General features: G+C 58.1%; 11 protein-coding genes. 2 read left to right on the forward strand and 9 right to left on the reverse strand.

The window, feature by feature from the left end:
- On the forward strand, positions 1-234 hold a 234-nt coding region (locus H147_RS0115390), incomplete at its 5' end, for an integrase core domain-containing protein (RefSeq protein ID WP_019956284.1).
- 17 nt (positions 235-251) lie between these two features.
- Here the strand turns inward: H147_RS0115390 and H147_RS0115395 are convergent.
- Genes H147_RS0115395 through H147_RS20625 form a run of 9 tightly spaced genes read right to left on the reverse strand, consistent with a single transcriptional unit; the run spans position 252 to position 14,200 of the window.
- A complete protein-coding gene (locus H147_RS0115395; protein ID WP_019956285.1) occupies positions 252-734 on the reverse strand; it encodes a DUF8724 domain-containing protein in 483 nt (160 codons plus the stop codon).
- A 9-nt stretch (positions 735-743) separates the two neighbouring features.
- Positions 744-4,193, reverse strand: a complete 3,450-nt coding sequence (drmA, locus tag H147_RS0115400) for a DISARM system helicase DrmA (protein ID WP_019956286.1) — start codon at positions 4,191-4,193, stop codon at positions 744-746.
- Positions 4,190-8,266 carry an Eco57I restriction-modification methylase domain-containing protein gene (locus H147_RS0115405; RefSeq protein ID WP_019956287.1) on the reverse strand — a complete coding sequence of 1,359 codons (4,077 nt, stop codon included), beginning with the start codon at positions 8,264-8,266 and terminating at the stop codon, positions 4,190-4,192. Before H147_RS0115405 ends, drmA begins: the two co-directional genes overlap by 4 nt.
- A complete protein-coding gene (drmD, locus tag H147_RS0115410) occupies positions 8,266-11,643 on the reverse strand; it encodes a DISARM system SNF2-like helicase DrmD (protein ID WP_019956288.1) in 3,378 nt (1,125 codons plus the stop codon). Before drmD ends, H147_RS0115405 begins: the two co-directional genes overlap by 1 nt.
- Positions 11,619-12,245 (reverse strand): hypothetical protein, encoded by a 627-nt coding sequence (locus H147_RS0115415; RefSeq protein WP_019956289.1) that lies wholly within the window; start codon positions 12,243-12,245, stop codon positions 11,619-11,621. The genes drmD and H147_RS0115415 overlap by 25 nt, the downstream gene beginning before the upstream one ends.
- A 56-nt stretch (positions 12,246-12,301) precedes the next feature.
- Entirely contained in the window at positions 12,302-13,324 is a 1,023-nt protein-coding gene (locus tag H147_RS0115420; protein WP_019956290.1) for a helix-turn-helix domain-containing protein, read from the reverse strand.
- Entirely contained in the window at positions 13,321-13,716 is a 396-nt protein-coding gene (locus H147_RS0115425) for a VRR-NUC domain-containing protein (RefSeq protein WP_019956291.1), read from the reverse strand. Before H147_RS0115425 ends, H147_RS0115420 begins: the two co-directional genes overlap by 4 nt.
- On the reverse strand, positions 13,713-13,955 hold the full coding sequence (locus H147_RS0115430) for a hypothetical protein (protein WP_019956292.1): 243 nt from the start codon (positions 13,953-13,955) through the stop codon (positions 13,713-13,715). Before H147_RS0115430 ends, H147_RS0115425 begins: the two co-directional genes overlap by 4 nt.
- Positions 13,952-14,200 (reverse strand): helix-turn-helix transcriptional regulator, encoded by a 249-nt coding sequence (locus H147_RS20625; RefSeq protein ID WP_081625883.1) that lies wholly within the window; start codon positions 14,198-14,200, stop codon positions 13,952-13,954. Before H147_RS20625 ends, H147_RS0115430 begins: the two co-directional genes overlap by 4 nt.
- Before the next feature lie 629 nt (positions 14,201-14,829).
- On the opposite strand from H147_RS20625, the gene H147_RS0115435 reads away from it, so the two are divergent.
- Entirely contained in the window at positions 14,830-15,432 is a 603-nt protein-coding gene (locus H147_RS0115435; protein WP_019956293.1) for a hypothetical protein, read from the forward strand.

Genomic DNA, 15,432 nt, shown 5'->3' on the forward strand with positions numbered 1-15,432 from the left:
AGCATGGATGGCAAGGGCGCCTGGCGCGACAACGTCTTCATCGAGCGTCTGTGGCGGAGCATCAAATATGAGGAGGTCTACCTGCGAGCCTATGCCAGCGTCTCCGAGGCACGCGCGGGGATTGGCCGGTATCTGACCTTCTACAACAGCCGGCGGCCCCATTCATCGCTTGACGGCAGAACCCCCGATCAGGCCTACTTCAACCAGCCGATGCCCGAAGCGGTAGCGGCATAACCAAGGCGGAAAACCACTTAGAAAACGCCAGGAACCTGTTCAATCAAACCGAACCACCTCTCCGCAACGAACCGCATCGGGGTGACACTGATAGTCTTGGTTCCATCCTTGAATTTTCCGGTTGCCCATTCAAGTTCCTTCCACTGGACCATTCGTCGTCGCGATCCGCCGGTCGATGGAGCTGTTCCAGAGCCAGGATCGCAGACAAACCACAGTGGAAAGACCAAGGCCGGGACATCACGCTTCATCCGATCCGCATCATTCGTAGCATAAGGCGGCTGACGAAGAGTAAGCCTGACTCCTTCGGCGAGCCGCCCACTTTGGGACAGGCTACGCTCAAGCATTTCCTGTAGTCGCGGTTCGACAATGATCCTTGGCTCTATCTGCTGTCGCCACAACGGTAGGCCACCGACGATGATCGAACGCGAAGGGAGGTCTATCATCGCCCCAGGCCCAAACCCCATGATCATCTGGCTTAGGCGAATTTCATTATCGCTCATTCTTTTTCCTTAACTCTTAAGTGGTCGGGCATTCGGACCACATATGTCTAGCCTGACAACAGGCTCAACATCCCGCATGGATCGACCTGCTGTGAAAAGTTGCCTCTCAGGATCAAGTGTTTTAGTTTGGGGATCCAGAACATCCTGCAGCAGGCTGTTTTGCCCCCGCCGATTATAACTAAGCCTTCCGCCGTTTTCTGTCTGCGATGAAGCAGTCCTCGCCCAGATATCTGCAAGCGACGCAATCTGGCGTTCAAGGTCGGCGGGCTCGTCAGTGAAGGGTGCCGCGCGATCCAAGATGTAGGAAAGCGCCCGATCATATACCGTTTCAGGTAGGGAAAATGCCCCGGCCGCTTCGTCACCGCCATACTGGCTATCAGCATGTCGAATAATCGCTACTATAACGGCAGCCAGAGCTCGATCTAGCGCCCTGTCGGCCCAAGGCGTAACGCTGGTCGCCTCGACGCCGCGGTAGAAACTCGCATGGAAATACCCAAATCGTTCATAGTGTGCGCGGTCGCGTGGTTTGTGGACGTTCAGTAGGGAAAGAACCAGACCGGGTCGCTGATGGTCACGCCCGACGCGGCTGGTCGCCTGGATGTATTCAGCTGTTGCCTTCGGTTGGCCCATAACCACCATTAAACCAAGCCTCGTGATGTCCAAGCCGACCGAGATCATGTTTGTTGCAAGAGCAACATCAACAGCGTCTTTTGAGCCCGCTTTTGAGTCGAGCCGTCGTTTCGATTTCGCTACATCGTCGGTGCTTTCGCGCGACGTCAGTTCCACCGGTGCTGCGATCTTCCGATTGGCAAAGGGTATATCGGCAGGGTTGATTCTTCGCCTTTCCGTGCCATAGCGCTGGGCGCGGTCACGCACTTCGTCTTCCACAATACGTCGAGCGCCGCCCAACTCCCGTAACGCATTGAAATAGCACATTGCAGTCATGTATGGATCGGCCGAATTCCCATCAGCCGCCCCTTGCGCTTCGAATTCTGATTGCGCCGCCGCTTCAAGTGTCACGAGCGCACGCAGGAAAACGAGCTTCGGGCCACGCCCCAGCGCCGCCAAACCAACATACTTTCTGGCGGGATTAGCCTCACTAGACCGAAGTGTCTCTGCGAAGAAACTGTTGCGGCGGCTGATCCCAGGCGGTGGGAAAATCGCTGTTTCGTTTCGATCAAATAGGGCCCGGATCTGGGTTTGGGCACGTCGAACTGTCGCAGTTGAAGCAACGATTTTGGGTCTGATCCGAACGCCACCTTTAGTCCTTGTCGCCAGATAGTCGATCGCTGTCTCATAGAGACCGGCAACAGTCCCGAGGGGGCCAGAAATTAAGTGCAGTTCGTCCTGTACGATCAGGTCTGGCGGATCAAGCTTCCAGCCGTTGTTTAGCCTCGCCCCGCTTCGAGGTTCGGATGCCCCGTAGAACCCTTGGCCATCAGCGCGATCAACGTGACCGAAGAATGCACCTGTCTGCCCGACCCAAGGTAGGGCCGCGAATTTGTCGATCGTTGCCACGATAAACGCAGGCAGTCGGCGATAGATTTCGTCGTCGGTAGCCAAGATTGGCAGCGCGCGATCTCCGGTGAATTCGCAATCAATATTCGGGCACACGATCAGCATGCGCGATGGCACCTGTTCATTCGGCCAGCATTTAAAGCTGGTATGGTCCAAGTTGGTGCCGCACCAAGGGCAGTTTCGGATCGGCGCGGGTGCGGGCCCGCTTCTGCGTTTGTAAGCCCGCACCCGCGTCACTGCGCGATCATCGCCGGTGTCACCTTTACCGCCCAGCTTGTTTGGTGATGCCGCAGAGCCGATCCACAGACCAATCTCGATATCCCAATCGCCGAGCATCCGTCGCCCCTGATCGTCTTTCCAGGCATCCGAACAACGCATCAGTTCCAAGGCACAGATTACGCCAGCGGCCCGGCCCAACTGATCCAGTGTCAGCAGACGCAGGGTATAGCGCATAATCACTGTCACCCCCGCACCCAACACACCCGATGCACCAAGCCGTCGCAGCGCGATGGTGTAGGCCGCGAGGCCGAGGTAGGCTTCTGTCTTGCCACCACCCGTGGGGAAGAATAGCAAGTCAACGGTTTCGCGGTCAGGGTGAGCCTTGTCAGTGAGGCCAGACAGGTTCACCAGAATAAACGCCAACTGGAACGGCCGCCATTTCAGCGGGTCGATCTGTTCAAGCGGCACGCCTCGCTCAGACGCGAAGCGGCGACGACCGGCGGTTTCCACCGCCTCGTTCATCGCAACGAATGCCGTACGTGCCATGTCGTTAGTCAGAAGCAGCTTGATCCCGGCTTCCATACGCGCCTTGGTCTCAGTCTGGGCTTTGATCAGATCAAGCGCCATGTCGCGGCGGCGTGGCTCACTTGCGAACTGATCCGCCAAGGGGGATTGGGCGGCGATCCAATCACCATAGTGGAGGGGAAGATCGGCAAGGGCGGCGCGCAGCGGCTCAGTCCCGGCGCGGGCGGCGTCGCGCAGGGCCACCATGTCAAAGGTCACTCCGGTGATAGACTCGTTCGGGGCGACGCGTTCCACTTCGGCCACTGGCATCGGCTCGGTGTACACGCGACGCACCACGCCGTCGGCGTCTGCCTCATGCGCACAGGCGGTGTTACGGCCAGCGGCGTATTGCGGGACATCGTGGTAGTGGAGATCGTGGGTGCGCAGATCGGCGTCATTGGAACGATAGCCGGTCAGGTCATAACCCGCCACGATGCCCAGCGCGCATTCCACCGTCATCCGCACTTGGAACGCATAGGACATTTCGGCAAAGCGGCGATTGCGGACTACGGCGCGGCGGTTCACCACGAACACAGACAGCGACCAGATATCGACATCCGGCCCCTCGGCCTGGCGCATCTTGGTCTTGCGGCAGATCATCGACAGGACCAATGCACCGGGTCGATTGATCAAGGTTTTGCTGTCGGGCAGAACCTCGTCCCACTTACCTTCCTTCAGCACCAGCGTGTGATCCACATGCCGGGCTTTGCGGCTCCAGCGGACGTCGGGCATGGCGGTGCGGCCCTCGGCCTCCAGGATCGCTTCGGGGGGCATCGGCTCGGCGATGTAGTCGCCCCAGTCGAGTGTCACCGTCACCTCGGTCGCCGTTATCGGCAGGGCGGTGGAGAGGCCGAGCGAGGTGGGCAGAAAGCGCTTTCTGGCGGAGTGGTCTTGGGCGGTGCCTTCGTCGTCGGGGGCGGTGCTGGGCGCTTCCAATCCGGCGAGGGTTTCCTCGGCCGGGGCGTCAACGTCGTCTTCGTCCAGCGGCGATGTGCCGTCCTGAGTGGGGGCGATCCAGCCGGTCAGATACCATTTCGACGGTTCCTCGGGCAGGATTTCCTCGGCCAGATCGGTATCTTCGGGGGTGGGATTGGGGCCGATCAGGTCGCGGCGCAGTTTGGTCAATATGGTTTCGCGGACTTCCAAACTCGTCGTCATTTAATCGTCCTGTCAAAAAGGGGGCCTTCACCAATATCCAGCGTGTTTTGCTTGGGCCGTTTGCCGGATTGGGCGGCAGAATGTGGCGCGTCCGGTGCGGTTGCAATGGCGATGCCTTCATTCGCCTCGGCGGCATGGCGGGCGCGGTTGAGGTCGAGAAGGCGGGCAAGTACTTCGTCGCGGAAGTCCGAGGGCCAGAACAGGCGGCCCTGATAGGTGAATTCCGTCTCGGTTTCCTCGGTCAGGAAGACCGGGTTCGCCGCTTCAGCCAGATCGTCCCAGTCATAAGCGCGCAGCACGGCGCGGTCCATGTCGGCGTGCAGATCGCGCAGACGCTGGATTTGCGGATCTGCATCGTAGGGGTCGTGGAAACGATTGTAGGTGGGGGTCAGGCCCTTTTCGGTGTCTAGCATAAGATTGGCGCGAAGGTCGTTGTACGATTGACCTGCCGCTCGGAGGTCCGCTGAGCCGTCTTGGATTTCGGGGAATGGAAATGTGGCGAAACAGTCGGACGGTGCGTAGCGGAGATCGTCTTTCATCGACGAGGAGAAAAAACGTGCCCAGATTTCGTGAGGACGAGATTGAAGGGTGGCAAACCCCTCGTCGGAATACTTCGCAAATACCACGCAACTATCTGCAAAGCTTATGATGTGACGGTTCGTTTGGGTTCTGGTTTTTGCAATGCTAAGATGAGGGGAAACCCTTGATAAGACCATTGCATTTTGGGCATTGGACAAGACTTGGTTTAAGTCAGGCCTCGGGCGCCAGTGCTTCCACCACGCATAGGCCCTCACCTCCTTACTCTTGCTTTTCAATCGCTCTGGTCTCACTAGCTTCTCAAGTACCGCTACTAGATCAGGCCAATCAGCCGCGACCGGCCCGGGATAATCGCTCGGTACAATTCCATTTTGGAAATGGCTATCCCTGACTTTGTCCGACATGCTTAACCAAGAACTTAAATCTGTACTCTTCCTAAGGGGAAAGTCCTCAAAGTCGATTACATACCGCCTATGGTAGTGGCGCAGATCGTTGTTTACCTCTTCGCCACCCAGATATGGCCGAATTCGTTCCGCATTTCGAGGATCCTCAGCGATCAGTCGATCCATTTCTTCCAACCAACTTGCTGTTCCTTTTGCTGCTCCAACATCATCGAAAGTAAAACCCATCCCGAGCACGGATGTACCGATAAAGGCCATACCTTCGTTGTTTTTCAAGGGTATGGGACTAGCGTCGTTTGTTCCGTCGACAAGAAATGCTGATATCCGCTTTGCTGGCCGTCCATCGATCAAGAGGGATGGTATCTGACGATTGCCCGGCCGTTTCACAGCGTGGACTACGGACACGACAACGGCTGCTTCGCCGGGCCATTTCATTCTCGGTTTTGCTCGATAGATAACCGTCCCGCCGGATATCATCGGGAGTAGGCCGGACTCCCGTGTCACACCTTGTTTGATGGTATTTGAAGCAACGAGACCGAATGCCGCTCCTCGTCGCAGAAGAAACTCAGACTGCCTAAAGAAAAATGCACCTAGGTCAGCACTTTTTTGACTCCCGGTGTTTCGATAGGCAAGCCAAGTGCTATAGCTTTCGCCGTTCACCGTCGAAATACTACGCCCGCCCAGAAAGGGCGGGTTGCCAACGATCAGGTCAAAACCCGGATTGTCACTTCCGAACACCTCGGGGAATTCGATCTGCCAATGAAAGGGTGCGATGGGGTGCTCGCCGGTGCGCAGTTCGGCGGCCAAGCGCGCCGCCAAATCCCAAGCATCGGCGCGGCGTTCGGTAAAGGCCACCTGAAACGCCTGCAGTTCCTTCTTGCGGGCGGTGGCTTTTGCGGCGGCGAAGAAGGTGGACACCAAAGCATCGCCGACATTGCGGATGGTGGAGAGCGAGCGTTCCGCTTCGCGCAGCCGCACCTCTTGCAGGGCCAGCGCCACATCGTCGGGGGCGCTGCGAATGGCCTGCCGCCCCTCGCGCCATTTCTCGAGCCGCTCCTTGATATGGCCGATCAGCAGCGGCTTCGAGATCTTTGGATCCCAGGTCAGAGTACCAATCTCGGCTGCCGTCAGGCCTACGAGGCTGTCGCCGGATTTCAGAGCGTGGTCGAGGAAGGTGAATTCATGATCGCGGGCCAAGGTGGCCAGCCACAGCGACAGCCGCGCCAGATCAACCGCCATGGGGTTGCGGTCAACACCATAGAGACAGCGCTGAGCAACCAGGCGGCGGGCGTGCAGGTCTTCGTCCTCATCCTGCGGCAAGGTGGGGCGTAAGCTGGGGTTCCGCTCCCAAGCGCGAGTCAGCTGGGCCGCGAGCGCGCGGCAGGTTTCGACAAGGAAGGCCCCAGAGCCCATCGCGGGATCGCAAACTTTGATGTCGAGGATCTGATCGGGCGTCGGAGTGTCGCCAAGGTGAAGCAGCACAGGCTCCAGCGCCTCGGCCACGATGGGCTGGGTCAGGCTGCGCGGGGTATAGTGCGATCCGCTTTCGCGGCGTTCATCGGTGGGTTGCAGGATTGGTGTGCCTTTGGGGGCCGCGCGTTTATGCGGCGAAGCGCGCTCATCGACGATGGCATCAAGGGCAGCGGCCAGAGTTTCGACTGATGTGGCGTTCTTAAGGCCGTCTTCTTGCCGCTTGGTCAGGTTTGAGCGCTGGCATTCCTCCTTGAGGTATTTCTTGCGATCAGCGGGCTTGCGGACGAGCAGTGCGTCGAGGTCAACATAGACCGGGGTCTTGTTGTTCTTGCCCGCCTTTATGGCCAGCATCGGGCCGCTGGCACGCTCCACACGGAATCCCATGACGGTTTCATAGACCGAGCCGATTTGTTCGACATCGAGCGCCTTGTAGGACAGGCGTTCGCCTTTCAGGGACAGAAGCCCTTCCAGTACATTGAGGATGCAATCGTCGGAAATGCGCAATACGCGGGCTTTGTCGTCCTTGGCCGTGCGGCCCTGCAGAAACAGAAAGACATCCGGATCGAACAGCCGCCCGCCACGAGACCTGATAAAGCCGCTGCGATGGCCACTGTGAATCATGCCGAACAGCGCCAGCAGACGGCCCCATCCACCAACCCGTTCATCCATGGTGTCCGGGTTTAGCGCGCGGTCTTCCAGCAGACGGTCATAGAGGCCACGAGCGGAGTAGTTTTCGTCATAAAGGATGCGGGCAGAATCCTCGGTCATCGAGGGCAGCAACTCGCGGTCTTCGGCAAAAAGGACAAACACCAAGCGGAGGAGGACGGTAAGCAGGCCTTCATAAAGCTGGTCGGGGTCTTCGTCGGCAAGGGTTTCGATTAGCTCACGGGCATCGTCATCAGCGAGAAAACCGCGCAACAGTTCATGCAGGGCACCAAGGACTTGTTCAGCAAGGGTGATCGAGACGATTGCTTGCGCCTCTCGCGAAGCTTTCAGAACTGCGTGCAAACGCATGTTGGCTGGGGCTGTGAACAGGCGGTCCGTACCCAGCGCCGACTTAAGCCCACCCAGCATGGAACGGCCAGCGACCGAGTTCAGATCATGCAGAGGCCAGCCGATCCAGCCTGCTGTTTCACCCCGTGGTGCATAGACAAGTCGCAGCTGCAGGTCAGAAAATAGAATTCCAGCCTCGACGCCGCTTTCGCGGAGCAGGCGTTCAAATCGCTGCTGGGGCGAAGCTTCCCAACCGTCAAGTGCGCCGCGGGCGTCCGGATCAATTCCCGGGTCCTCGGAGCGCACAAGTAAAAGCACACGATCTTCTGCACGAGTGTCGATCAGTGCTAAGTCGGCGGAAAGCACGGTGTCCAGCTCTGGAAGAGCCAACGTCGCAAGTTCCGGCAGAGATGGGCCACCGGGAGCGCCAGCGAGACGACTGACCGGCCAGCCAAGGGCGGACTGCAGAAAACCCAATGGATCAGCAACCGCTGGTTCGTCGCGCGTAGAGGCCAGATGGGCGGCAACCTCTTGACTGTCAAAGCGCGTTTGCTGAATGGGACTGATGCCAAGATCTTCAAGAATGGGTCTGGCAAAAACCAACCCTTCGCGCTGGACATGATCAAGCCATTCAAATGGCGCGTATTTCAATGGCTCTGCAATGATCATCAAGTCGCCTCCGGCCAGAGATAAATCAACCCTACCGGTTCAAGACGACAAGCGATGACGTCAAAGCCTTTACGGATTTTTTCGGGCTCAACGTCGATCTCGTTTAATAAGCGGTCCAGCTTCGCCTGCCAGTGTCTACGGTCAGCATCTACCTGGCGCTGCTCTTCAAAGTTGAATTCACTCTGTTCTGGTTCGTGCGCTCGTTTCTGCAGGCGTGCGCGCTGATCGATCAGCAGCTGACGCATGCTCTCCTCTTCTTTCCTGCCAAGCTCGTGTAGCTGTTCAGTTACAGCTTGGGCTATCGGGGCCGAACGCAGTTCGAACTCAGAGCGCAGGCTTGCAACATCGCTCTTTCGGCGACTCAGAGCCTCGGTCGAAATGGCTTCACTCGCCGCTTTCCCATTCCGAAGTGAATCGTCGAGGCTCGTCAAAGTGAGTGCCTCAGCATCCAGTCCTTGGCGCAGCAGGCGCAATTGTCCATCAGCACCAATGCGCGCTGTTATCGGTATGACTTCCTCGTGCAGGCGTACCCCTTTAGGCCCGTAGAGCGACATTCGACCAAGGAGGACGACACGCCGCTGTGCGTTGGGGACGAGGAGGACACAAGCGCGGTTCAGGCGGGTACGGAAGCCCTGAGAGACAAACCGAGCTACCAGTCGCCGAACCAGCCGATGTTCGACATGCAGATGGCAAACTTCGGGTGCATCTCTTTGATCAGGCAAGATAACTGGATCGAAGGACAATCGCTTTAGCGGCTGTGCTGCCCTCCACTCGTTCAGCTTTTGTCCCTTAGCAGGTGGAGCAAGACGTAAGTCATCCAAGATGGGTGCCCATCCTGGCCCAGAAAATACCGGATCGTTCTCCTTGATCGTGAATACCTTGGCGCTGGGCACTGCTGACACTGACGAATCTATCATCTGCCCACCCGCTTGCGAAAGAGCGATACCAATGACTTGCTGAAGATCGCCGCCCTCAATGCCAACGCGCCGACGTGAATCCTCTAGCGTCTTGCGAAGTTTGGCATTCTGCTCGCCAACTATCTTGCGCCGTTTTTCTTCGCTGCCATTCAAAGCCCGAATCTCGTCGCGATATGCAGCGGTTTCGTCGTCACTCTCCAGCTCCACCACCAGCGCTACAGCCCTGTCGCGTCTGATGCCCTCGGACGTCAGACGTTTCATCAAGCGATCTTCGATAACACGACCGACGGCACCAAGTTCATTCCTTATTCGCTCAGTCTTCCGAACCAATGCAGCTTGTACAATGTCCGTGGGACGTTGTGCGTACCTGAAGTAGCGGCAGAATACCGTTGGTGCTGGCTGCAACTTTCTGTCGATGCGACCATTCCTTTGTTCCAAGCGCGATGGGTTCCACGGAAGGTCAAAATGGATCAGGTCATGACAGCCCTTCTGAAGGTTGATCCCTTCCCGTGCCGCGTCGGTGCAGATCAGCAACCTCAATGGGCTTTCGGTCGGGTTGCAATTAAAAGCGAATTTTATGCGCTCCCGATCATCCAATGAAGTCATACCAGTGAGGCTTGAAACGTGTTTTTCAGGATCGAGGTCATCAAGAAGCTCAAGCAGGCGATTTTGTAGCCACAGCCGCGTATCTTGGTACTCCGTGAAAACAATTAACCTGCGGTTGTTCCAATGCCCGTTAGATATCATGTTCTCACGAATCCAAGATGCCATCCATCTGACTCGAGCATCTGGTTTCAGGCTGGCCTTGCGTGCGACTTCCAACATCGATTTCACGAATGCTTTTTCGTCTTCGACGATTGGTTCTGTAGCCCCTGCGAGACCCACCTTGGTTGCCGCGATAACGAGGCTCGGATCATCATCAACGTCATCGGTTGTGGCCAAAGAATAGTTAAGGTCATCCTCATCAAACCCGTCCATCTCCTTTCCATCTGCAAAGGTCGTCGCCAACGAACTGAGCGTTGAACGCTCGGATTCGGTGGGAGCTTTCATGGCCCGCAAATGAACTTCGAGTGTTTTCTTGAACGCTTCTGGCGATGACAGAAGCCGCTGCTGTAACCCGGAAAATATCAGCTTACCTTCCGCCCGTGCACGGGCGGTCATGGCGTGAAGCCGAGCGTCTCGCATCGCGCCATAGGATTCCAGCATTTCCGAGAGCTGTAAATCAGCAGCATCAATCGCCAAGCCATCAATTTTGATTTCTTCGACAATACGTTCTGGAAAATGCTCGCCCAGCGCACGGAGATCCGATTTCAGCCGCCGAACCATAACGGGTTCTAAATCCGCTGTCTCTACAGGAACTCCACGCGTAAATCGGTGCGGATCAAGAATCTCTAAAAGTGCAGTGAAACTGTTTGAATGACCATTGTGCGGAGTCGCACTGAGGAACAAGCGATGTTCAAAACCTTGTGCAATATCGCGTATCGCCCGGGTGAATTGGCTGTCTATGGCATAACGACCTCCGCTGGCGGGAGCGGCATGATGCGCCTCATCAAGAATTAGCATTGAGTTCGACCGCATTGAGCCGAGAACCTCTCGCAAGCCCGACGCGTAGGTCTCGTCAGCTAGAAGGCGGTGAGAAACTAGAAAGCAAGACCCAGAAGCCCATGGGTTGGTGCCAAAGCCTCGCCTTCGGCGAACCTGAGCTAAATAACTTCTGTCGAGAATAGTCGCCGTTATACCAAATTTCTGGCCCAGTTCTTCATGCCATTGCATAATCATCGAAGGTGGGCACGCGATTACTACAAAATTTACCCGCCCGCGAAGCATCATTTCCCGCAGCACAAGCCCAGCTTCGATCGTCTTTCCCAGCCCCACGTCATCAGCAATCAACATGTTGACCCTTGGGAGTTCTAGTGCTTTTTGAAGCGGAGCAAGCTGGTAAGGATCAAGTCGTATTCCTGCGCGAAATGGCGCCTGGAATAGCCCTTTGTCCGCAACCGATGTCGAATTCCAATCGACCGTTTTTAGCCACGCCGAAAACGTAGCCGCAGTGTCTGTACCCGATGATCCAATTGCACCCCAAAGCGAATCTGTTGCTGAATGTGCCGAAACCTCCGCATCCCAGATTACTGTCGCTTCTTCGCCTTGTGCATCGTCTTCAATGCACGAAAGATGCAGGACGTTCAGGTCTTTTGCGAGGATATCCGCACCTTGTGACAGCCACTTCCGACCTCTGAGTTCGACAAACTCACCAAACTCAATGCTGTCGAATGGTTTTTCGTGCAAATTCCAACTCCAAAACCCAACAAACAGAAATACGGTGCTTACCCAAAGGCTGCCAATCTCCTGCGCCTTTTTCCAAAATAAAATTGCATTGTGCTGGGTCAGATGCAATGGGCACAGACGCACAAACTGGATCTTTAAAGTGGTCAGGCTCAGAACGGAGGTTGCCGCTTCCATGGCCGCACCTTCGGCATCGCCGCCGTCACATCGACATCCCGCATCATGCCGCCTACCACCAACCCGTCGCGAACCCAATCCAGCGCTTGCCACCATTCCTTATAGCCACGCCGCGCAGACACAATCTGTTCCGGATGCGGCCGCCAGGTTACCGGGCAGGCCAGAACCTCGACGGTGCGCCATTTGCCTCGCCTCAGTACCCGTTCGGTGCCAACCACCACCGTGGTTGACCGCTCGCCGTGCTGATTGCGTTTGGTCTCGACCGGTACACAGCGCGGCACCACCCCTGGCATCCAGTCCGGGGTCAGCCCTGCGCGGGCCAGTTCCGCCACGCGGATCGCCATGCGAATGCCGCCGAGGCTGTCGGGCATCCCGGCGACGGTGGCGGCAATCACCTCGGCGTCCGCGTGTGTGTAACTGCCCATCTTGTGCTGACCACCGTCCACTTTGCAGCCCAGCGCACCACGCTGCATCAAAACGTACTCGAGCCCGAACCCAAAGCCTTCTTCGACCACATCCTTCGGCGGGGGTATTTCCAGCTGCGCCTTTTCCACCCGAAACGCCCATTCCAGCGCTGCCTGCACGCCCAGCGCACGTTTCACCCGTTTGCCGCCTGCGCAGAGGGACAATCCGTGCCGGGGACGTGACACCAAGCCATTCACAGGAACCCCCGTTGACGCAGCCTGTCGGTCGTCACCAGCTTGCGGGCCAGCATCGCCTCGCAGATGGCGTTGCTGATCATGCTCGTGGGCAGATATTCGTCCGAGTTCACCTTGGCCGCATAGAACGCCGCCAACTCATCCGGGCTGGCTGTTGCCTTGCCTTGCCCCTTGCGGCGCTGTTTTGCTTTGAGGGCGCTGCCATTTGCGGCAGTCTCCTGCCCATTGCGCTGAGCAGCGCGCTCCATGACGCGATCCAGCGCCTTTGGCCCATCGGGCGGTTCGGGGTGATCCTCGCGGCTGTCCTTTGCGGCCGCGACGATCCCGGCCTCGGTCAGCCCCAGCTCGGAGCGCCAGCGCTGCACGTGCAGCCGGGGTGGTGAGCCTTGCCACCAGCCGGGAAGGCAAGCTGGGTCCAAGCCCAGCGCCAAAATCACTTCTTCGAAAAACTGATCAAATTCGATCTCGCGCGCTTGCGCGTCCTCCTCCTCCTTTACTGGTTTACTTAAAGGTTCCCTTACAAGGTTAGTGTCCGGATTCCGGACACGGCTTTGGTCATTTTCCGGACACGGGTCAGGGCAAAATTCGGACACGGCTTTTGGGTCAATTCCGTGTCCGGATTCTGGACATGGCTCGACTGATACGCGGGCATCGGGGTTGATTTCACCAGCAGTTTCATCGCTGTGATCGACGGGCGCAAACCCGTGTCCGGTTTCCGGACATGGAACCACACCCGCCGGTGTGAAGCCCCGCTCAAAGCCCAAGATGTAGCGGGTGGGGAGCTGGCGCTTGGTCACCGGATCGATGCGCGGAACGCGGCGCAACAACCCTCTGGCTTCCAGCTGGCCGATGTGATCGTTCAGCGTTGATCGGCTGATTTCGCAATCATGGGCCAGCCGCGCCTGTGAAGGGAAGCAGCCGTAATCTGGATTGAACCGGTCGCACAGATGCCAGAGCACGATCTTGGTGGTGGGTTTCAGCCCGCGCTGCTTGATGGCCCAGTTGGTGGCTTCATGGCTCATGGCGCGGGCCTCCCAGCGGAAGCGGCGATGCGCGTGGTGAAGCCGTGCTCTGTCAGCGCGCCCAGCGCGTCGTCGAGGCCGCGCACCAGCGCCCAGCCAAACCCCTGCGCCAGCATCGCATCGCGAAACGCCTCCTGCGTTGGACGCAAGCGACCCTTCGGGGCTTTCAGCTCAAGGAACAGGACGCGCCCGTCGCAGATCACCATCAGATCAGCAAAGCCCGCATGGACGCCCATGCCGACGAGGATCGCCTGGCGCTTGGCACCGCGAGGACCGGGTTCAGTCACCTCATTGGCGCAGTGATGGATAATGGCGGTGCGGGGCAGAACTGTGCGCAGCGCCTGCACGACCGCACGCTGCAGATCGGCCTCGGGGGTGCCACGGCGGTTCATTGCCCTGCCTCCCCGTTGCCTTCACGCTGGGCCTGCCGGATCGGCCGCCGTGCGTCGATCACCAGCAGCAGCGCGCGCGCGTCTTTGCGTTCACCGTCGGTCTCGCCATGCGCCGCCAGAACGTTGCAGGCGAGCCGGATCAGGTGGTCGCTGTGATGGGCGACATCGGCGATGACGGCCCGGGCTTCCGCGACGCGATCAGCGGGCCATGGTGCGGGGAGGAAGAGAGGCACGGTCATGACCGCCCCCTTGATTTGCGCACCGGATGCACCTGTTCCTGCGCGCGGATCCAGTCTTGAACGGCGGCCCTACGGTAGAAAGATTTGCGTCCTATGCGCGTGCAGGGTGGCCCCTGACGGCGCGCCTCCCATCTGGCGAGTGTGTCGGATGTGATACCCAATTCGCCTGCCAACTGCTCGCGGCTGATCCAGTCAGCCAGCAGGTTCAGCGGTTCTTGCGGGACTTCAGGTAAGAGTTGTTTCATGGCTGCTCCATTTGCCTCTGCCCCTCTCTTGGGGGCAGGGACAGCGAAGCAGAGCGCGCGGGGCGGAAGACAGGCGGAAGGTGGAATTGAAACCCGCCGAGCAATTCCGGCCCTTGTTTCATGAGGGTTTCAGGCTGTTGGGGTTGAGGGCGAGACCGCCACTGCGCGCCTGACAGATCCAATATCGAAAGGCTTTATGCGCTGGTCGCAGGACGAAACGGCTCGCTCATTCTAGCAGGTCAAATTGGCTGGCATTTGAGAGTGATTCGCGGGATTTGCGCGGTGCGGAATTGACGGAATGACCAATTCCGGTCCCGCGCCGCCGACATTCAACGGCACTCAACAGTTTGTTACGGCAACCGGCTGCATAGGCCGACTATCACGGGTTCGTGATTGCGTGCTCACCCATAGGTTGGGTATTCTGGCAATGAGCAGCAAACAAGAATCGAAAAACACGAACACAGTCAGGCGCCAGCATCTTGTGCGATGCGGCTCTGGCCCACAGGCGGTTTTCCTCGAGACAAGGCTCAGCAGCCAATCCCCCCGCATGCATTGCATCGCGGGCTTTTTAATCCCGCATTCCGACGGTTTTGGCCGAACGAAGTCGCATGTCTGAAAGGATTCTATCTATGCCACTGCCGCCTATCGCCTTTTATTCGATCTATGAACTTTCGGCGCGCTGGGGCTGTCCTCCGGCCGATGTCGCGGGCTGGGCCGCAGCCGGACATTTTCAGGTTCTGGCGGGCATCCCGCCTGTTAGCTGTGGCGATGAGACCGTCGCTGGCTTGGTCGAAGTTCCGATTGCAGAGCTGATGCCGATGTTTCGTCGCTATGGGCCCAGCGATGAACTCTGCCGTCTGAAACGTGTCCTGCCGCCCGGAAGCAAAGTCTGGCTGAAAGTGACCGATCCACTTGATGGTATCCCGCTTCGGTCGACGGATCTGCTGCTGGCAGCGCATTCTGTGCAGGAGTTTGAGGAGGAACGCGATTTGCTGCGCCGCCCGCCCACAAATACAGGGGCCGCACCACGCTATGATTGGGATGCGATGTACGCGTGGTTGACGTGGTTTTTGTTCGACAAGGGCGTGCCCGAGACGCAAACGGCGCTGGTGGCGCTCGTACAGGACTGGTTCGTGCAAAATTCACGGTCGGGGGATGTCCCGGATGAAAGCACAATCCGCAAGCGGCTTGCACCACTCTGGCGCAAACTGCGCGGCGAGGAGCCGGTGTGA

This window comes from Yoonia vestfoldensis DSM 16212 (assembly GCF_000382265.1).
GTDB lineage: Bacteria > Pseudomonadota > Alphaproteobacteria > Rhodobacterales > Rhodobacteraceae > Yoonia > Yoonia vestfoldensis.